The organism is Achromobacter sp. MYb9, from assembly GCF_002975275.1.
GTDB lineage: Bacteria > Pseudomonadota > Gammaproteobacteria > Burkholderiales > Burkholderiaceae_B > Achromobacter.
On record NZ_PCOQ01000011.1, the window covers coordinates 80,671 to 99,977 of the forward strand.

A 19,307-nucleotide genomic window follows, 5' to 3' on the forward strand; every position below is an offset into this window, starting at 1 on the left:
GGGAGAACCAATATGCGGTCTTTTCGCTGCCTGCTGACAATATTCCTCGTGGCGCTCTACCCTGCGCTTCCTTCGGTTGCGAGCGCGCAGGGGAATGGTGATTTCGATCTGCTTGAGGGTGACAAGAGGCTTGCTTGCGAGGCCTTGATTTGCCTCTCCAGCGGGAATCGGCCCTCGGAATGCGACCCCGCACTGTCACACTTCTACGGTATCAAGAAGAAGAAGCTCTCCGACACATTGGATGCTCGGCATGACTTTTTGTCGCTATGCCCCTCATCCAATCAAACCAAAGAAATGGCATCTCTTGCCGATGCCATTGCTCGGGGCGCGGGCCGCTGCGATGCGGCCGCTCTAAATGCGGGTCTGGGCGCGTGGCGGGGAACCGGCGACGATGGGTACCCGATCATTAGCAACAAGCGACCGGGGTACTGCAGCGTCTACGCCTCTCATGAGTACACAGCCTTTGATGACGACCTGCCCCGCTATGTGGGCACGCCGGAAGAGCACGGCTACTGGGTCGAAGCGAAAGACTACGACCTGGAGCTGGTCAAGTACGAAAAGGCACTCGCCGAGCGCAAGAGGCACGAGGAGTGGCTGGCCGGTTCGGGAAGCGGGGGAAATTAAGCGATGGACTTTCCTACGCTCGCCCGGCAATGCGCGCCTGACGTGCATATCAGTACGCTGAGCGCTGTAGTGCGACACGAGTCAGCCTTCAATCCGCTCGCCATTGGCGTCAACGCCAAGCCGCATGTAAGCATCCGCCCGAAATCCAAGGAGGAGGCAGTCCAGGCGGTGCGGGATCTGATGGCTAAAGGTGTGGACTTCGACGTCGGCTACGGCCAGATCAACGTGCGGAACTGGAAGTGGCTCGGTGTCACACCCGAGAGCATCTTCGACCCGTGCGTCAACCTCGCATCTGCCCAGCGCGTCCTCGTCGATTGCTACAAGCGAGCGGCCAAGCTGCACGGCCCCGGGCAGAACGCGCTGTATGCGGCTTTCAGCTGCTACAACACGGGCAACCTGACCTCGGGCTTCAGGAATGGGTATGTCGGCAAGGTCATCGCCGGCGCTGGCCTGGCGGTACCGGCCATCGTGAAAGAGGGCGGCGCGCCCGTCAATGCTGACACCAAGACGCGTAGCCCCCCGCCTCCGAAGCCGTCCAAACCCGATGCCTTTCAGAAGCCCCGCGACGACGCTTTTGTGGCGCCCCGCAAAGACGCATTCGAACCGCGCCCAGATGCCACATTCGGCAGGCCGATCCCAACGCCGTCCTCGCGCCTGCCCGGCGCAGTAGGAACGCACCCCTCGCCAGTGTTTAGCCGCTAAACACCGGCCCTCTCATCTACCTCAGCGAATGCCGCCCCGCTTATCAGCCGGGTGGCATCACCCATTGGAGTTTCAAATGACCGCAGCATCCAATATTTCCCGTGTCGACGCGCAGCCCAAGAGCCGCCGCACGCTTGTCGCCCTGGCATACGCGACCCTTGCAGTGCTCCTCCTGCTGCAACCGGAACTGGCGATGGCGCAGTTCGAGAAGGCCACCACTACCGTGCAGAAGGTCAAAGACTGGCTGTGGCTCATCATCCCCGTCATCGGCCTTGTTTCCGCCGGCATTATCGGCATCCTTTATTCGTTCGACGTGATTCGCAAGGAAACCGCCTATCAGTGGGCAGTGGGTATCGTCTTTTCCGGTGCCATCGCTGGCGGCATCATCAAGCTGGTCTTCGGTTGATGGCCACCTCGCCCAAGCAAAAGGCCAAAGCCCCAGCTGCAGCCGCCCCAGTCGCGGTGGGGTCAGAAGTGCCGCCCAACCGCTTCCCCCTTTTCAAGGGCGCCACCCGCGTCGCCACCGTCCCCGGGGGAGTGCCCACACGGGCATTTGCTGGACTGGTCTTTGTGACCGTCACCGCCGCTTCATTCACGCTGTGGGGCTGGCTGCTCTTTCCCGTCCTTTATCCGGTGATGGCCATTCTGAGCCGCCATGATGACCGCGCCTTCTGGATCTGGGAGCTTTGGGTCAAGACCAAGTTCTTGGCTAAGAACAAGCGCTTTTGGGGTGCGATATCCCTCACGCCAACACCCTACAGCCGGCGGCGCCCATGGGCCCGCTGGCCCGGAGTTCACGACCGATGAAACAACAATCCATCGTGACGCTGCCGGCGTATGAGCCGCCGGTCAGCACGTACGTTCCCTACTCGCACCACGTCACGCCCACCATCATCGCAACCCGCGACTGGGAGTACCTCTCGGTCTGGCGCATCGACGGGCGCACCTTTCAAGGCTACAGCGATGAGGAGCACTACCGCTGGGTCGAGGAGCTCAACAACGTGTTCCGGGCGTTCCCAACGGGATTCGGGATCTGGTCGCACCTTGTCCGTCGCAGGGTGTTCGAGTATCCCGAAAGCGACTATCCGGACCAGTTCTCCCGCGATCACGATGCCGCGTATCGCAAGGTCTTCGCTGGTAAGCCGCCGATGATCAATGAGATGTACTTGACCGTGCTGACACGGGCGCAGATCGATCCCGCCCTGCGCTTGCTGTCCAACTTTGAAAAGCGAACGGCGCGCTCGGCGCTTGCGTGGCAACACCAGGCGATCGAAGAGCTCGATGACGTCAACCGCAAACTTCGCGGATCGCTCAAGCTCTATTCACCGGAGCTGCTAACCATTGTCGAGCGGGAGTCTCCGCACGACATGAGCGACGAGGAGTCTCCGCAGGACATGAGCGGCGAGGAGGCACCGCGCCGGAAATCGCGGTTCTCGGAACCGGCCGAATTCCTCGGCTTTCTGCTCAACGGCAAGATGCAGCCGGTGCCGTTGGTGAACGCGCGCCTGTACAACTATCTGCCCACCAGTCGTCAGTTCTTCTCCACGCATGGCGAACTCGCCGAGATGCGGGGGCCTGACTGGACACGCCGCTACGTGATGCTGGAACTTCGGGAGTACTCCAACAACACCAAAGCCGGCCACCTGAACTGCCTGCTCAACCAGCCGCACGAGTTTGTGCTGTCGCAGTCCTTTGGCGCGATGTCCAAGCCTGATGGGCTCAAGGCGCTTTCGCGTCAGATCAAGTGGCTGCAAGACTCGGGCGACTACTCGGCGTCACAGATCGAAGACCTGAAGAAGGCCCGCGACGAGCTGGCCGCGGGTCGCTTTGTCATGGGAGACCACCACGCCACCATCCAGGTGTTCGGCGAAGACAGCGAGAGTGCCCTACGGGCTGCTGCGAGCATCAGCGGTGCGCTGGCTGACGAAGAGATCATTGGTCGTCTGTGTGATCGGTCTTCCTTGGCCGCCTGGGCCGCCCAGTTCCCCGGCAACTGGAAATGGCGCCCTCGCCCGGCGCCGATCACCTCGCTGAACTTCTTGAGCTTTTCCTCGATGCACAACTACCTCTTCGGAAAGCCCGCAGGCAATCCGTGGGGGCCGGCGGTCACGATGCTCAAGACGACGGGCGGCACGCCTTACTACTTGAACTTTCACGCCTCGCTTCAGGACGTTGACGAAACCGGCAAGCGCCGCCTCGGGAACACGTCCATCATCGGCCAGTCCGGCGCCGGCAAGACGGTCCTCTTGGGTCATCTGATCACACAGGCACGCAAGTTCAACTACACAGGCATCGTGTTCGACAAGGATCGCGGCATGCAGGTGACTGTCATGGCGATGGGCGGCAAGTATTTTCCGCTACGCCTGGGCGTAAAAACCGGCTGGAATTACCTGCAACTGCCGGACACCGCGTCAAACGTCGCATTCATGGCCAGCATGACCAAGCTTTTGGGGGCAAATGGGGAGGAACCCCCCACTGCTTCCGAGCAGAAGCAGATCGCCATGGCCGTCAACCAGGTCGTGGAGCACATCGACCTGGAGGATCGATGCCTGTCCAACTTGGTTAATTTTCTCCCCGCCGCGCCGGCACCTGAAGGTCAACTGAGCCTGAAAGAGCGCCTCAAGCGCTGGTGCGCGGGCGGCGAGTATGGCTGGATGTTCGACAACCCCACAGACGAACTTGACCTGGCGGCTAACAACCTCTTCGGCTTTGACTTGACGGAGTTCCTCGAACAAGGGCCCGTCCGTGACGCGGCAATAACGTACTTGCTTTATCGAACGGACCAGATGATGGACGGGCGGCGGATCGCCCTTTTCTTTGACGAAGTTCAGCACCCTCTGAAAGTGCCCTACTTCCAAGCGTCGATGCAGGACGCCAGCCGCACGGTCCGTAAGAAAAACGGTGTTCTGGTCTTCGCGACGCAGGAGCCCGCCGCGATCCTGGAGAACCCTGTAGGTCGCTCGCTTATTCAGCAGTCCGCGACCGCCATGTTTCTCGAGAACCCCAAGGCCACTGCTGAGGACTACATCGACGGATTCAAGCTGTCTCCCGCTGTTTTCAAGATGGTCAAGGATCTGCCGCCGTTCAGCCGCCAGTTCGTCGTCAAGCAAAACGAGTCTGCCGTCACGGCCGAACTGGACCTCGCCTTATGTCCCGAAGCGCTGCTGGTGTTCTCCGGATCCGAAGACCTGGCCGAAATTGCAGAAGCGGCAGTTGCCAAGCATGGTGACGACCCTGCCCTCTGGTTGCCCCACTACCTCAAGCTCGCCCGAGAGGCGACAAGGAGCTAAAAATGTCCCAGACGCACACCCCAAACGACCGCCCGAGCCACCGCTGGCGCGTGCGGTTCACCGCAACCCTGGCCGCTGTGCTTTTCTCCAACGCCATGGCGCCCGCCAATGCCAGCGGCATTCCGGTAGTGGATGCGGCAAGCATCGCCGACCGGGCCATCAAGCACGTCGAAACGCTGGCCAAGTATGCCGAGCAGATTGCTGTCCTCAGGGATCAGCTTGAGAGCCAGAAGCGTCAGTTGGAAGCCCTAACCGGGACACGGAACCTGGGCGATATCCTGAACAACCCGGCGATTCGCGATGCACTGCCGGCAGACGCACGGGATATTCTTCGCGCCTCCAATGGCGGGCTGGGCGGGATCTCGGACGCTGTGGAGCGCATTGAGCGCGAGGAACGCTTAACTGGCAACTACGAACAGGACAAAAAGAACCTGGACGCCCGTGCCGAAAAGATCGCCGTTCGCAGTCAGGCGATGATGGAGCAGACCCAGAAGGCGATGACCGCCCGTGTCAAGCAGGTGGACCAGCTCCAGGCCAAGATCAATCAGGCCCAGGATCCGAAGGCCATCGCTGACCTGCAGGCCCGGCTGCTCGTCGAGCAGGCAAACATCCAGGCCGACCAAACCCGGGCGGACATGCTCACCCGCCAGATTGAGGCCGAGCAAGCCCTGATGGAGCAGCAAGCCGAAAAGCTGGCCGATAGCTCTTTCAGCCTTGGTGCAATCCGCGCGCCGCTTCCTGGAGCGAGATAATGGCCACCACCGCGGTCAGTCTAGCCAGTCTCGGCGGGATCGCGAACTGGATCGACCAGTCGGTGACTAAGATGCTAACGAGCGTCATCACGCCGTTGGTCGCGTCCGTCACCGCCAAGCTATTGCCGTTCGTGTCCGTTTCTTTGTCCGTCGCGCTCGTCTGGTACGGGTGGCTCATCTGCTCGGGCGCCATTCAAACTCCGGTCCTCCATGCGTGTCGGCGTGTAGTCAATATTGCAATCATCGTGAGCATTGCCAGCGCAAATGGGCTGTACCAACAGCAGATTGTCGGCGTGATGCTGGACTTACCGACCTCTGTGGCTCAGCTGTTCACGGGCACCGTCAAAACCCCATCCGAAATGATGGACGACGCGGCGAACAACGGCGCAGAAATCGGCACACGGTTGCAGGAGCGCGCACCGAGCGGTCTCAAGAAAATCGCGCAGGCCTTTGTATTTGTGGTTGTCTCGGTCATCATCACCATTATCTCAGCGGTCATGAGCGCGGTCGGGATGCTAGTGCTGATCACGGTAAAAGTTGGGATGGGCTTAGTCGTCGTACTAGGACCGCTTTGCATATTGGCGCTGCTGTTCGACCAAACGAAGGACTTCTTCAAAGCGTGGGTAGGTCAGGCTGTCTACTATGCCATCTATGCCGGTCTTTTCATGGTGGTTTTCATGTTCATCATGGGAATGTTCGGTATGTTGCAACAAGGCTTGATTGATCTAACAAAGGCAGACCAGATCAATATTTTCTCCATGCTTACTGCGATTATTTTCTTCATGATGTGTTCAAAATTCATGCTAGAACAGGTTTCCGTAGTTGCCACTAAGATAAGCGGAGGCGGCAGTGGAGGCGGGATTTCAGTTCCCTTCGTTGGGAAGATTGGCTAAAATTGAAGTTCGAATAGCCGTCCTCCCTGACAAGCACTAAAAATCGCGAGGATTAAGATGGATCCGTTGAAGCCGCTGGGAAAGGCCCTTTCTCAGAACCCCTTGCTGGGCAATGACGTGCCGTTATCTGCACCGCCCGGCGCTGCCCCCGAGCAGCCGATTTCTGCATTCCAATGGGTGAGCCTAGCTAAGGCGACGTGGACTTGGATTCTGCGACCCATCTGGTACTTGTGCTTCCAATGGCCCGCACAGCTGTTGGGCATGGGTATGGCCACACCAAAAGGTGGGCGCGACGACAGACGTTCGAATTGGCAGAGAGAGCATGAACGCCAATTGCACGAAAACAGGATTGCCGAATGGAGACGCAACACTAGCCAAGATTGACTCGGCAGATCTGTCGTTGGCCTCCGGCCCGCCGACACCGTAGTATTTAAAGCACAGGGCACAGCAATCGCTGTGCCTTTCTTATTGCGCTGCGTATTAGCCAGCGCCGTCTGATTTAAATCCCCTAGTCTCTTCGGAGAACCGATGAAGCACGCCATTCTCGCCGCGCTCGCCGCGGCACGCACTTTCACGCCCGTACGAAACGTGCGGCCCCATCATCTCGCTCGGAAATCGGAGGACCGACATGTCCTTTGAAGACCCAAAGCTTTCGCTTCAGCAAGAGCTGGACAGAAACCGGAGCCTGGACCGGGACTTCCTCACGGAGGTCCTTTCATCCAGAGCGAAAGCATGGCGCGTGGCAGTTGGCTCATTCGTGCTGGCGTTCCTCGCGGTCGGCGCCCTGGCCTCGCTGTTGCTGAGCTACACGCCCCAGCCACCTTATGTCGTGCGGGTCAACGATGCGACCGGCGAGGTGGAAAACGTTTCCCAGCTCGGCGACGCACAGGAGGACTATGGCCCTCGGATCGCGCGCTACTTCGTCACTCAGTACGTGTTGTCCTGCGAAGGCTACGACTGGCGCACTCTGCAAAACATGTACGACCGCTGCGGGCTGTTCAGCACGCCGGACGTGCAACAGCAGTACCACGCTAAGTTTGAAGACGACCCCAAGACTGGCCGTGAAGCCCTGGACAAAAAGTATGGGGAACAAACACGCCTGGTCATCAACGTCCGATCGATCACTCCGGGACCCAACCAGACCGCCACGGTCCGGTTCACGCGAAGCGAGATGGGGCCCCAGCGCTCACCCAACACCGAGCAGTTCATCGCCACCATCGCCTACCGGTTTGTCAACGCGCCGATGTCGGAAAGCGTCATTCGCGACAACCCGTTGGGCTTTCAAGTCATTTCCTACTCGACCGCTGTCGAAACGCTGAGGTAATCGTCATGCAAAAAGCACAAATCAACGATCTCGCGCGCCGCCTCGAAGATGCAGGACGCATGAGCAACGCAGAGCGCACGGCACTGCTGCGCGACATCGAGCGGTACGCGAAGAACGATCTCTACGGCGCCGCGCGCCTTTGCAAGGACCATCTTCACATGGACGCGAACCTTCGTCTTCCCACGCCCGTTTTGGCGGCAGATCGTATCGGCAAGCACTTTGAAGAGCGCATCCGGGAAGCGCGCCGGCCGGTGGAGCTGTACGGCGAGCAAGACCGGCAAATCCGTCAGCCGGAAGATGGGCGCGAGTACAAGGGCCCGATCGTTGGTACGACGCCGAACTGCTTGATCCAGCGTGACAACGAAACAGGGGACCTCATCGTCCATGCCCGCAACACGCTGAACCGGTCCTTTGAGATGACCGGCCAGGAAGCGGCGCTCGCCATCAGCTACCCCTTCAAGGCGGTAGGCGGCGTAGGCCTTGTGCGCGACGCTGACCACGACAAGCAGGCGGGGATGGGGATGGACCATCAACGTACGCACGAGTCGGCGCGCCAACGTGAAAGCAACCTCGAGATGGGACACGCCCGATGAACATCCGCTTCAGGCCTTTGGCCGTGGCGGTGCTGTCGGCCGCGCTTTGCGCGGCCGCAGCGCCTGCCTGGTCGCTCGACCGACCTGCAGCTTCGCCCAAGGATCAGCGAATCCGCTGGACGGACTATGACGCAGCCGACGTCATTCAGGTCGATACAACGCTTGGTGTGGCCACTCAAGTCCAACTGAACGATGATGAGGACTACGTGACGCACGCCTTTGGCGATTCGGCGGCGTACGACTTCCAGCAAGTGGGCAAGCACCTCTTGCTCAAGCCCATCGTCGAGCAAGCCGACACCAACCTCCTTTACATCACCACCAAGCGAAACTATTCGTTCCTGCTGAAGTATGAAAAGGCGCGTAAGAGCGGCGGCGTCTTTCGCGTGGTACTGCGTTATCCCGAACTGGAGCAGGCAAAATCTGCGGCCCAGGAGGAGCGCGACCGCGTGCAGCGCGATCTGGCCACTGCCGACGTCGCGATCAACTGGCAGGCCTATTCGATGAGCGGCGACACCAGTCTGGCGCCGGTCGCCGCATGGGATGACGGCGCGCAGACATGGCTTCGGTTTTCTCCTGGCCAGGATCTGCCTGCGATCTATTTCGTAGACGCTGACGGCCAGGAAGTGATCGTGAACCGGCATATGGAGGACGAGCAGACTGTCGTGCTTCATCGGGTCGCTAAGCGCTGGCATTTGCGTATTGGAAACCAGGTCTTGGCCGTCCACAACGACGGGGCGCCCGTTACACGCAGTCTGGCCACCGGTACTGTCTCGCCGCAGGTCGAGCGCGTCATTCGTGAGGAAACTGCGCCATGAATTTCTTCAAAAGGCGAAAAAAACCCGGTCAAACCATAGACGCGGTGGCGGAGATCGAAGAGCACCAGGCGCAGATCGAGGGCCGCGGCCGCCCGGACCTGTCGGGTACTGCAAGGCCGATGCAACAGGGTGCGAAGGCCTTCATGTGGCTCATCTCGTTGATGGCGTTGATGGTGATCGCCACGATGGGTTGGCGAGCATTCAATACGCCTGCCGCCGAAGAGGCCGCACCGGCGATGCAAGCCAAGATCGAGAACGTGCTTCCCGGTCTGAAGCTTCGACCCGATCCACCACCACCCCCGCCAGCCCCGCCAGAGCCGCCTGAATCGGCGCCCAAGGTGCCCGGGCCGGAAGGCAAGACGGAGCAGAAAGGCACGCTTTCAAACCTGGCAGAGACCGTTGCTGTTGATGCTGTCACACAACGGCGCCTTAGCAGCGGGCTGCGAAACACCAAGGGAGAGGGGGACCAGTCCTCTGCTCAGCAAAGCTCATCCCAGCCGGAGCCTCGCGAAGCGGACAGCGGCCCGATGGCCGGCAAGCTCACCCCGATGAAGCTCTCCGCTTCTCGGGCTGGCCTGGTTGGCAATCGAGACATGTTGATCACGCAAGGATCAATGATCGATTGTGTGCAGGAAACCAAGCTCGTGACTGCGCAGGCGGGCATGCTCAGCTGCTTTGCGCCGCACGATATCCGCTCGACGAGCGGCCGCGTGGTGCTGATCGACAAGGGGACGCGATTCATCGGCTATCAGCAAGGTGTATTGGCACAAGGCCAGCCGCGTGTCGGCGTAGTGTGGTCACGCCTCGAAACTCCCAAGGGCGTCGTCATCCAGCTAGATTCTCCGGGCACGGGCCCCCTGGGCGAGGCAGGCTTGGATGGCTTCATCGACACGCACTTCGCTGAGCGATTCGGCGGAGCCATCATGGTCAGCTTGATCAGCGATTTGGGTACGTGGGCAACCTCGCGTGGCAGCAGCGACAACAGCCAGGTCCAGTTCAATACCACGGGCGAAGCGGCCACAAACGCAGTAACCACCGTGCTCGACAACACCATCAACATCCCGCCGACGCTTTACCGCAACCAGGGCGGCCGGCTGGGAATTTATGTCGCTCGAGATCTGGACTTCAGCTCGGTCTACACGCTCAGATCCGTCGCTCGTTAGCAGCACGGTCGTGCGCCGCTAACGACGCCTCGCGCACAGACACCTCTTACTCGACCAAGCGCCTGGCCCCCCTGACCATTCGGTCGCGCGGGCCAGCGTTCATTGACTAGGCATCCCATGAAAGATTCCCACAAAACGTCGCCCATCGACTCGGACGGCCGTGACACCGCGTTACGCCAGATGATGCGACCCATCTCCGGCTACATGGCAGATGACGCCGTCCGTGAGATCACAATCACGCGGCCTGGCGTGATCTTTACGCGCTCTCACGGGCAATGGCACGAGCGTCATGATCCGAAGCTGACGTTCAGCTTCCTGGAAGCGCTGGTGTCAGCCATGGCCAGCTATAACAACGTCAACTTCAGCCCCATCATGTCGCTGCTGCTGCCCGACGGTGAGCGCGCTCAGGTGGCCCAGCCGCCGGCCGTGATCGACGGCTCGCTTTCGATCAACATTCGCAAGCACAGCAGCGTCGTGAAGACCTTGGACGAGCTGGCCGCTGAAGGCGCCTTTGCTAACTGGATCGATGTGAGCGGCCCCGTGGGTAACGCCGACAATCTGACCGAGCACGACAAGGAATTGCTCGACCTCATGAAGGCAGGGGACATCCTTCAGTTTCTTCGTCGTGCAGTCACTCAATGCCGCAACATCATTGTCGCGGGCAAGACCGGCTCAGGAAAGACGACGTTTGCACGCAGTCTCATTGACTGCGTGCCGTTCTTCGAACGCCTCTTGACCATCGAGGATGTGCACGAACTCTTCCTGCCAAACCATCCCAACCGCGTGCACATGATCTACGGCAAAGGTGCTGGCCGGATGTCGGCCACAGAGTGCATCGAGGCCACCATGCGCAGCTCGCCCGATCGGATCTTCCTGTCCGAACTGCGCGGCCCCGAAGCGTGGGACTACCTGAACGCTTTGAACACAGGCCACCCTGGATCAGTGACGACCACCCACGCTAACAGTGCGCGCGATACGTTTGAGCGCGTTGCGCTTCTCGTGAAACAGTCCGCGGCCGGCAACCAGATGGATATCGACACGATTCGGCGCTACCTGTTTTCCACGCTGGACATTTCGCTGTACTTCGCCAACTACAAGCTCACTCAGGTCTATTTCAACCCTGGGCGCGTGCAATGAACAAGCGAGTAGACGTCGAACTTCCGTTCATATCGCCGGTAGGACTGCCGGGTGTTCTGCGGCTTCGGCACGAATGCAGCAAGGCGAAAACTGCACTTCTTTCCATGGAGTGCCGTGACGTGCTTGGCGGGCCGACTGGATCCGCATCCCTTACCACTGCCGACATGCACACGCTTGTAGACGGCTTGATGGACGCGATCCACGCCATCGAGCGACAAGAGCGGCTGTAAATCCAAATCTGGCGTGCTCGTGCATTTTGTTTCGCAGGCGGGCAGATCCCGCTTGTCTGCACTGTGGCCTCTGCACTGAGTCGGACGCGCGTTCCACACTCGATGCCTTTTTCCCCCTCTTTCACCTAGCGAGCGCTTTGCTCGCAGTCGAGAAAATCCATGTTGAAGAAATTCGAACCGTCCCTCTTATTCTGGCTTGGCGGACCCGCCGTTGGCCTTCTGCTTATATTCGGCATCGGGGCAGCCAGCGGCTTGTCGATGTACCCCTTTGGCATGTCTGCGGCGCTTTTCGCAATTTTTGTGTATTTCACCGCAACGCACTATGACCGCCAGCTGCAGGGGCGAATTGCGGACCCGCAGCCTTGGATCTGGCAGGTCTCAGTGAATGGCGTTTCGATTGGTGTGATCGCGGATGCGGATTACGCCGCCATCCTCCGCAGAGTCGTTCGCGATGGCAACATCGCGCTTGATCATCTGGTGGCGTCCTTGAAATGGACGATTGCCCTCGCCGCGAAGATTTTCTTCGTCTTTCCCGTGGTGGTCTTCTGGCTTCTCGCGCTTCTTGCAATGATCATTCCTGATGAAACGATGCCGTTTCTGACGAAGTTGTATGTTGAGTGGAACGAACATGCAATGAAGAGCGCAATGCTGACGAACATTGTCGGCATGATCGGCATGCTCAGCGTTTTCTTGGCTTTCCTTTCCATGCCGGCGCGCACGCTGTCCAGCTACAAGCAGACCACCGGCCGCTTGCTACGCCTGCACTTCAACACGCCTGCCGATGGCGATATATACGTCAGTCGGCTTCCCGGGGGGTGCGGTGATGCTATCGGCAAATGAGCAAGGGCGGGCTGTCATTGGCACCAAGGTGATTGTCGGCCGCTTCAAAGGCGCGCTGCGGTCTCACGACGAAGCTGCTGGCCTGGGTGTTATTGACACACGAATTCGTGGCTTGGTTGAAGCGTTCAATGTGCAGGGCGTTGTCTCGAGTGTCAGCAGCTGTGAAGGGCATCGGCTGTGGTGCCTGCCGACGCGTCGAACGCCGTTCGTTATGTTCTGTACGGACGTCGCTCGAGCCGCGCGCCTTGCGGACAGAATCCTCTTGGACTACGGGCAGGGGTGCGAGCTGCATCACTACTGGAGAATTGACGCGACGTTCAATGCTGACGGCGGCCTCGTCTTCTCTCTTCACTGCCCGGACCAACGCTTCAACCGCCGAAAGCTGGACGCTGACATCTTGCGTCTCACGCAGTGGGTGCGGGACGTCTTTCAAAACCAGCCGGCCGAGCACGCTCGCAGTCTCGACTGAGCTCGAGGCGCCAGTGCTAGCGAGCGCCGCCGAACGCGGCCGGTGCGCGCTATGTCTTCTCTGTTTCGTATTCCCAGCGCGCCTCTACTCGGGGCTAGCGCCGCCGTCGGTCGACCATTCCACCGTCCCGACGCCATTTCCTCCCGGAGACTTCCATGACCCGAGCGAACCGCCAACGCGGCGCGCAGGAAGCACGCACCCGCATGGCTTACAAGATCATGCAAAGCGTCTTCGAACGCTGCCGCGCCGAAGGCCTCAGCGCCGAACAAACCCACCAAGCAATCAAGGACGCCTACCCCTGGGGTGAGCGCCGCGCGTGGCCATACAAGGCCTGGCTGATGGCCCGCCGCGAATTCTATGAAGCACACGGCCTGCCCCTGCGGGCACGCCGCACCATCGCTGAATCACTGGAGACGGACTCGTGACCGGCACGCTGTACCAGCAAGACCCATTACCCGGTAATAACTCGCAGCAACGCAAGGGGCGAACATGAGCGTCGAAGCATCCAAATGGGCCAGAATGGCCGACGTCCAGAAATCCTCATCCAAGCTCGTGTTGCTGAACCTGGCACAGCTCGTTCGTTACGATGCCGACCACTGGACGGTTTTCGCATCGATCGACTACTTGGCCAAGGTCACGCATCTAAATCGCAAGACGGTCATCGAAGCCCTCGGCCGCCTTCGCGACTTGGGCGCGATCCAGGACACAGGGCGACGTGCAGGCGACAACCGTAGCAGCATCATTTATCGCTTGTGCCCGAATGCGGTCCCTCTGATCGATCTTGCGGCTACCGGCGCCGTCGCCGGCGGCGAGCCGCAGGCAACGCAGCAAGACCTGGCGCTGCAGGACGGCTTTGAGGTTGACGATGGAAATGCGCCGCCGGCATCTCCGGCCAACGACCGCGAGACGAATGCCAACCCAAGCGGGCCGTCAGAGCGGGATGGGGCTACAGTTGACGAGTCGCTGTATCTTCAAAAGGGGGACGCACCTTCGCCGCACTGCGGCGGGCCGGACGGGAATTTTCATTCAGCGGGCGAATCAACCGAAGCAACGGGGGCTGGCTTCGCAGGTACATGCCTACCCACCTCCCCTGCCGCAGGGCACAGGCCTGCCAGCAAGGCGCCCAGGGGAGCTAAGCGAAAGGGCCGAAAGCGCCCGCCCGAAGCGCGCGGTGCCGGCGCTGGCCCGACCAGGCTTCCAGCGAGCTGGACCCTGCCTGAGCAGTGGCGAAGTTGGACGCAGCAGCAGCGGCCGCTTTGGACGCAGGAGAAGATCGACGCCATGGCCGCCACCTTCAGCGCCTACATGCGGTCCAGGCCCGGAGAACTGGGCATGTCACCCGACTGGTTCGAGTCATGGCGGCTCTGGGTTTTCCGGGAACGCGACGCCGGAGAGACGGCGGGCATGGCCTGGCAAAACAGTTGGACCGGCATCGTGGCCACCGGCAAGAAGCTCGGCGTTGAGCAGGCTCCGAACGAGCCGCCGCCCCATTTCAAGGCGCGCGTATTCCTCGCCGCCGGACTCGTACCATCCCATTAAAAGTTGTCCACAGCGTGGCCCCATATCGGAACCAGTCCCAGTTTTGGGCCTAGCCCGAAAAGTGCTTTTGCCCGTCCCAATTTGTTCGTTCGCCAGTACCAAAAACGGCTTTTTGCCAGTACCGAAAACGGTACCCAATAGGTATATATAGGTTTTATAGGTTTTAGAGAGAGTCGCGCGCGAGGCGCTGGCTCGTCGCGAACGCCGATCCGCCTACCCTCCGGTCGCTACGCTCCCTCCGCCCCGCCGCCTGCGGCGCCGGCCTGAACCCCTTAGCTTCAGTCCCCCTCCCCGCCGGCGCAATGCGCCGCCAGGCGGGGGAAAGGCATCCCCCCGGGCGTCGCGGGCCGTTGGCCTCGCCCCGCCCCGAGCGCCACGACCTGCCTGCTGAACACCGTCAACGCCACACCACCGCTGCAGCCCACCGAGGCTGCGCCGGTGTCTGCCGTCTGGGAGACAAGGTCCGTCCCCTTCCCGGCGAATCCGCCGGGTGGGGATCGGCAGGCCCCAAAAGCGCGGGGGCTGCTGCCCCCCTGGCCGGCCGCCTGGCGGCGTCCGCGCTTCCGACCCCCCGGGGAACCGCAACGGTTCCCCCGCGCCCGCTCACGGGCGCGGCTCCCCCTCCTTCAACCCCACCGTTCCCCAGCAGGAGGGACGCCACCGCCAGCGTCAACTTAACCCCACGGTGCGCGGCCTGGACCGTTTCGCACCATCACACACCCGAGGAAACCTCATGAAAATCTCCGATTGGAAATCCAAAGTCCAAGCGCTGTTTCGCCCCGCCCAGCCCGACCGCGCGGCCGTTTCAAACGGCCCGCGAGCTCTCTCCGCCGCCAGCGAACGCAAGCCGGTTGAAATCTCGATCATCGGCACCGGGGAGCGATTCATCCATGCCCCCTCGCTCGGGGCGGCCGCCGAGTCCCGCGCCCTGTCGCCCGACCCGTATCACGACGACCTCGAACGCGCCGCGGCCGATGGGCTCAAGCGCTGGGACGGCAATTCCGTGCGCGACATCGACACGGAACGCTTCTACGACCATCCGCATCTCGAGACGCACTCGGCGCTACAGGCCAGCGTGCCTGTGACGGCACGAGGCGAGTTCTGGAACCCCACGCCGCAAGACCCAGCCTATCGGTCCAGCATCACGGTGCTTGCCGTCGACCAGTTGGGCGAGGCGCTCGTCAAGGAATACGTGGTCGATGATGCCCGCGATGCCGAAGGCTGGTCCTATTCCGTCATGTCCGCCGACCGAGCCGCCCAGCTCCTGCGGGATTGCGGCGCGGCCGCAGATCTGACGCTCGACGTAGCAGATGACCTTTGGGACGGCTCGCTTCCCGTACAGCCCGCAGAGATTGGCGCGACCTATCGCGGACAGATCGTCTCGATCCATGGCGATATCGCGTGTCAGATTGTTGGTGATGAGATCGCAATTGAACACAGGATCGGCACGCTGGCCATTTCCGACCCCCAGCAATACGTGGGCAAGGTAGTGGAGATCAGCTACCCGTGCGGAAAGGTCGGCCTGGTGCGCCAGGTCGACACCCTGGCGATGGCAACGACCGCTTTGCAGAAGCCGGGCGCTGAGAAGTCCGCAGGTGCCTTCGAGCGCTAACCCGGCCTGCCGCGCAATCTACCGAACCTGGGGAACGCCCCTCCATGCAACAGAATCACGCCCCGCCGGCGAATAAAGCCGAGATCGTTCAGCAGCTAAACGCGCTGGATGCCACCGACCAGCGCGCGCGGTTTCGCGCGCTCCTGCCGTTGATAGACCAGCTCGTTCGACGAGGGGTCACCCATGCCAAGATCGTTGAATCGCTGACCAACGCTGGCGTGCCCGTGACCATCCTGTCGTTGCGGCAGGCCCTTTACCGATGGCGTAAGCGGACCGGGCCTGTGCCGATCGACGAGAACCGGCCTGACGTCCGTTCAACGCCCGGCACAGCAGCAGATCTGCCCGCCGCAGCCCCCGTCGCCAGTAGCTCGTCGACAAGCGGCATCCAAAGCAAAGCCGACCTGGTTCGACTTCGCAGAGCTTCAGCTCCCATTGACCTCAATGAACTGGCCGAACTCGGTCGAAAAAAATAGGAAACCCGCATGAAAATCGCAACCGTCAACTATTCCGGCTCCGTCGGCAAAACCGTCACGACGAGCCACCTGCTGGCGCCCCGCATTCCGGAAGCCGAAATCATCGCCGTTGAGTCGACCAACGAAAGCGCGGCAGATCTCGGCCTGGATGTCGAACAGATGCGTGGAGGACAGTTCGGCCGTCTTTTTCGCAAACTGCTCATGGCAGAAGCTGCAATCGTCGACGTCGGTGCCTCCAACATTGAGGACTTCCTGGCGGAGCTGGTGAAGTACGACCAGGCGCATCTCGAGATCGACTACTACGTGCTGCCCGTGGTCACTTCCGGTAAAGCGCAGCGGGAAACGATCAAAACGATCCAGGTTCTCGCGCAGATGGGTGTGCCGCCAGACCGCGTACGCGTGCTCTTCAATCGCGTCGATTCCGACGTGCGTGAGGAGTTCGCCGCCATCTTCGGATACGCCGTGCAGTCCGGCGATTTTCGTGCCAATCCTGAAGCAGCGATCTTTGAGAACGAGGTGTTCGATCTGCTGGCCAACAAACGCACAACGATCAAAGAGATCCTCGCTGACCCGCGCGACTACCGCCAGGAGTTGCGCCAAGCTGATCGTGACGACGTGAAGCTCGTCAGCCATCTCAGCGACATGCACGCCCTACAGTCGCTGGCGCGTCCTGTTGACCGGCAGTTGGACAAGGCATTCGACGCCCTCTTCATGTAGGAGGCACAGTGACCGCAATTCCGCCCGAAAGCCCGGCCTCCTCCTCTGCTATCCCCCGCAGCAGGATGGAGCTTTTATACCGCGACATGCTGCAGGAAAGCGCCCAGCTCGTCGGGCTGATCGAGCAGCTGACCGCTCGTCAACAAGAAATCGCGGCAACGATGCAGGCGGTTCCGACCATGGTGCGTCAAGCTGGCATGGAGGCGGCGGCCAATGCGGGCGGTCAAGCCGCCCGCTCGCTTCTTGAGGCCAGCCGCACTCTGGCCAAGTCGACCTCAGACGCCCGCATTGCGACTCGCGTTGCCACCCGAGCGTTGCCGGCGGCCGCGTGGCGAGCTGGCGTGCTGTGCGGGCTCTGCGCGCTCATCGGCAGCGGCATCGGCGGCGCCCTTGTGGCGCTCGTCCTTCAACAGTAGCCCTTGTGGGCCCGGTTTCAATGGCGCCGCTTGGGCGCCTTCTTCATATCTTGAAAGGACTTTCATGGCACCCGACATACGCCGGCGAATCATCAAGTTCGCCCTTCTGGTTTTTCCGCTTTGCGCTTGGCTTCTTACAGCCAAGGTGCTATCCGGCCTGCCCTTCTCCCACATCACCTGGACGATGCTATCACACTGGGTGGTCTCCACAGCCGACTACCCATCCCTGATCGCCGCGCCCAGCATCGCGTTCATCTTGGCACTCGCGCTCTCGCTCACGCTCAAGAAGTACTCGACCAAAGATGGCTTCGACGGAGCGGGGTACAAGAAGCACATACGCGGCACCGAGGCGGTGCCGATTAGAAAACTCCAGAAGGTTTGCACAGAGCGAGACAGGCAGCAGATCGATGTGGCCGGCGTCCCGATGCCGACTAGCATTGAGAACCTCCACATCCTTCTTAACGGCGCGACAGGCAGCGGCAAGTCTGTCCTCCTACGAAACCTCGTCTATTCGGCCCTCCGCCGGGGCGATCGCATGGTCGTAGTCGATCCAAACGGCGACCTCTATGGCAAGTTCGGCCGTGAAAGCGATGTGCTGCTCAACCCATACGACCAGCGTACCGAGGGGTGGTCGTTCTTCAACGAAGTCCGCGCTGATTACGACTGGAAGCGGTTGGCGCTGTCAATTGTCCCGCTGGGCAAGGACGCTAACGCTGAAGAGTGGAACGGCTACGCTCGTCTTCTTTTGCGAGAGACTGCCCGCAAGCTCAACGAACTGGGAACGCCTTCAATTGACGAACTTTTCCGATGGACCACTATCGCGTCGGACAAGGACCTGCGCACCTTTCTGGCGGGCACGCTGGCTGAATCGCTATTTGCCGGCTCCTCCGAGGCCAGCAAGGCCCTGACCAGTGCCCGCTTTGTCCTTTCCAAATACTTGGCAGAACACGTCACCATGCCCGCCGGCCAATTCAGCATCCGCGACTGGATGGAAGACGGCCACGGCAGCCTTTACATCACTTGGCGCGAGGACATGAAGGAGGCGATGAAACCCCTCATCTCCGCGTTCGTTGACGTCTTCTGCTCGGCGCTGCTCTCGTTGCCGGAAGACCAGGCCAGACGCTGGTGGCTCGTAATCGACGAGTTAGGCTCGATGGAAAAGATGGCCAGCCTCGAGGACTTCCTTACCAAGGGTCGCAAGAATGGCGGGCGCGCACTGGCCGGCCTGCAGTCCGTATCGCAGATGGACGATATTTTTGGAGAGAAGATGTCGCAGACGCTGCGGGCTAGCTTTCGCTCGCTGGTGGTGCTCGGCGGATCAAAGACCGACTTTGAAACCGCCGAGATTATGTCCAAGTCACTGGGCGAGCACGAGGTATTGCGGCCCGACTACTCCGACAGCCGGAACCCCGGAAAGACGGCCAACACGACCGAGCGCATGGAGCGAAAGGTCGAACGCGTCGTGACGGCCGCTCAGGTTCAAACATTGCCTGATCTCACTGGCTGGGTCGCATTCGCCGGCGATCGACCAATCGCGAAATTCCTCCTGAAGCCGAGGAATTTCGCCATTCGCAACGCACCTTTTGTGGAAGCGAAGCGAGCCGGTGCGCAGAGCATAGCCAATGCTCCCGCCGACGGCCCCCAACCCTGGACCGCGGTGGATCTGCCCGAAGATCCAACCATGGCCGCATAACCATTTCACGCCGGACCGTCACCTT

The 19,307-nt window shown here is 60.9% G+C and carries 21 protein-coding genes; all 21 read left to right on the top strand.

The features are described from left to right. Nucleotides 1–12 precede the first annotated feature (12 nt). The 21 genes from CQ050_RS17205 to CQ050_RS17305 all read left to right on the top strand — a co-directional run bounded on the left by CQ050_RS17205 (nucleotide 13) and on the right by CQ050_RS17305 (nucleotide 19,282). Nucleotides 13–624 carry a TrbM/KikA/MpfK family conjugal transfer protein gene (locus CQ050_RS17205; RefSeq protein ID WP_105558044.1) on the top strand — a complete coding sequence of 204 codons (612 nt, stop codon included), beginning with the start codon at nucleotides 13–15 and terminating at the stop codon, nucleotides 622–624. Nucleotides 625–627: 3 nt separating this feature from the next. After that, entirely contained in the window at nucleotides 628–1,326 is a 699-nt protein-coding gene (locus tag CQ050_RS17210) for a lytic transglycosylase domain-containing protein (protein WP_105558045.1), read from the top strand. 76 nt (nucleotides 1,327–1,402) lie between these two features. Further along, a complete protein-coding gene (locus CQ050_RS17215) occupies nucleotides 1,403–1,732 on the top strand; it encodes a TrbC/VirB2 family protein (RefSeq protein ID WP_105558046.1) in 330 nt (109 codons plus the stop codon). Beyond that, on the top strand, nucleotides 1,732–2,133 hold the full coding sequence (locus CQ050_RS17220; RefSeq protein ID WP_105558047.1) for a type IV secretion system protein VirB3: 402 nt from the start codon (nucleotides 1,732–1,734) through the stop codon (nucleotides 2,131–2,133). The genes CQ050_RS17215 and CQ050_RS17220 overlap by 1 nt, the downstream gene beginning before the upstream one ends. Next, nucleotides 2,130–4,616: a VirB4 family type IV secretion/conjugal transfer ATPase gene (locus CQ050_RS17225; RefSeq protein ID WP_105558048.1), complete on the top strand. Its 2,487-nt coding sequence runs from the start codon at nucleotides 2,130–2,132 to the stop codon at nucleotides 4,614–4,616. Before CQ050_RS17220 ends, CQ050_RS17225 begins: the two co-directional genes overlap by 4 nt. 2 nt (nucleotides 4,617–4,618) lie before the next feature. Continuing rightward, nucleotides 4,619–5,368 (top strand): P-type DNA transfer protein VirB5, encoded by a 750-nt coding sequence (gene virB5 / locus CQ050_RS17230; protein WP_105558049.1) that lies wholly within the window; start codon nucleotides 4,619–4,621, stop codon nucleotides 5,366–5,368. Beyond that, on the top strand, nucleotides 5,368–6,261 hold the full coding sequence (locus tag CQ050_RS17235) for a type IV secretion system protein (protein ID WP_105558050.1): 894 nt from the start codon (nucleotides 5,368–5,370) through the stop codon (nucleotides 6,259–6,261). The genes virB5 and CQ050_RS17235 overlap by 1 nt, the downstream gene beginning before the upstream one ends. Nucleotides 6,262–6,889: 628 nt before the next feature. Further along, nucleotides 6,890–7,585 carry a virB8 family protein gene (locus tag CQ050_RS17240; RefSeq protein WP_105558051.1) on the top strand — a complete coding sequence of 232 codons (696 nt, stop codon included), beginning with the start codon at nucleotides 6,890–6,892 and terminating at the stop codon, nucleotides 7,583–7,585. 5 nt (nucleotides 7,586–7,590) lie between these two features. Continuing rightward, the gene (locus CQ050_RS17245; RefSeq protein WP_105558052.1) at nucleotides 7,591–8,178 is read left to right on the top strand and encodes a hypothetical protein; all 588 of its coding nucleotides are present in this window, start codon (nucleotides 7,591–7,593) and stop codon (nucleotides 8,176–8,178) included. Beyond that, entirely contained in the window at nucleotides 8,175–8,993 is an 819-nt protein-coding gene (locus tag CQ050_RS17250) for a TrbG/VirB9 family P-type conjugative transfer protein (RefSeq protein WP_105558053.1), read from the top strand. Before CQ050_RS17245 ends, CQ050_RS17250 begins: the two co-directional genes overlap by 4 nt. Beyond that, nucleotides 8,990–10,156, top strand: coding sequence for a type IV secretion system protein VirB10 (virB10, locus tag CQ050_RS17255; RefSeq protein WP_105558054.1), 1,167 nt, complete (start codon nucleotides 8,990–8,992; stop codon nucleotides 10,154–10,156). Before CQ050_RS17250 ends, virB10 begins: the two co-directional genes overlap by 4 nt. A gap of 117 nt (nucleotides 10,157–10,273) precedes the next feature. Beyond that, nucleotides 10,274–11,293: a P-type DNA transfer ATPase VirB11 gene (gene virB11, locus CQ050_RS17260; RefSeq protein ID WP_105558055.1), complete on the top strand. Its 1,020-nt coding sequence runs from the start codon at nucleotides 10,274–10,276 to the stop codon at nucleotides 11,291–11,293. Between the two features lie 389 nt (nucleotides 11,294–11,682). Then, a complete protein-coding gene (locus CQ050_RS17265; RefSeq protein ID WP_105558056.1) occupies nucleotides 11,683–12,363 on the top strand; it encodes a hypothetical protein in 681 nt (226 codons plus the stop codon). Further along, nucleotides 12,347–12,832, top strand: a complete 486-nt coding sequence (locus CQ050_RS17270) for a hypothetical protein (RefSeq protein ID WP_105558057.1) — start codon at nucleotides 12,347–12,349, stop codon at nucleotides 12,830–12,832. The genes CQ050_RS17265 and CQ050_RS17270 overlap by 17 nt, the downstream gene beginning before the upstream one ends. Before the next feature lie 155 nt (nucleotides 12,833–12,987). Next, nucleotides 12,988–13,257 carry a hypothetical protein gene (locus tag CQ050_RS17275; protein WP_046804256.1) on the top strand — a complete coding sequence of 90 codons (270 nt, stop codon included), beginning with the start codon at nucleotides 12,988–12,990 and terminating at the stop codon, nucleotides 13,255–13,257. A 64-nt stretch (nucleotides 13,258–13,321) separates the two neighbouring features. Next, complete coding sequence (locus CQ050_RS17280; protein ID WP_146121042.1) at nucleotides 13,322–14,371, top strand: helix-turn-helix domain-containing protein; 1,050 nt, start codon at nucleotides 13,322–13,324, stop codon at nucleotides 14,369–14,371. A gap of 733 nt (nucleotides 14,372–15,104) precedes the next feature. Beyond that, complete coding sequence (locus CQ050_RS17285) at nucleotides 15,105–15,983, top strand: hypothetical protein (protein ID WP_105558059.1); 879 nt, start codon at nucleotides 15,105–15,107, stop codon at nucleotides 15,981–15,983. 44 nt (nucleotides 15,984–16,027) lie between these two features. After that, the gene (locus CQ050_RS17290; RefSeq protein ID WP_105558060.1) at nucleotides 16,028–16,456 is read left to right on the top strand and encodes a hypothetical protein; all 429 of its coding nucleotides are present in this window, start codon (nucleotides 16,028–16,030) and stop codon (nucleotides 16,454–16,456) included. 9 nt (nucleotides 16,457–16,465) lie between these two features. Beyond that, entirely contained in the window at nucleotides 16,466–17,173 is a 708-nt protein-coding gene (stbB, locus tag CQ050_RS17295; RefSeq protein ID WP_105558061.1) for a StbB family protein, read from the top strand. An 8-nt stretch (nucleotides 17,174–17,181) separates the two neighbouring features. Continuing rightward, nucleotides 17,182–17,589, top strand: a complete 408-nt coding sequence (locus tag CQ050_RS17300) for a hypothetical protein (protein ID WP_146121043.1) — start codon at nucleotides 17,182–17,184, stop codon at nucleotides 17,587–17,589. Between the two features lie 64 nt (nucleotides 17,590–17,653). After that, a complete protein-coding gene (locus tag CQ050_RS17305; RefSeq protein WP_105558063.1) occupies nucleotides 17,654–19,282 on the top strand; it encodes a type IV secretion system DNA-binding domain-containing protein in 1,629 nt (542 codons plus the stop codon). The last annotated feature ends 25 nt before the right edge of the window (nucleotides 19,283–19,307 follow it).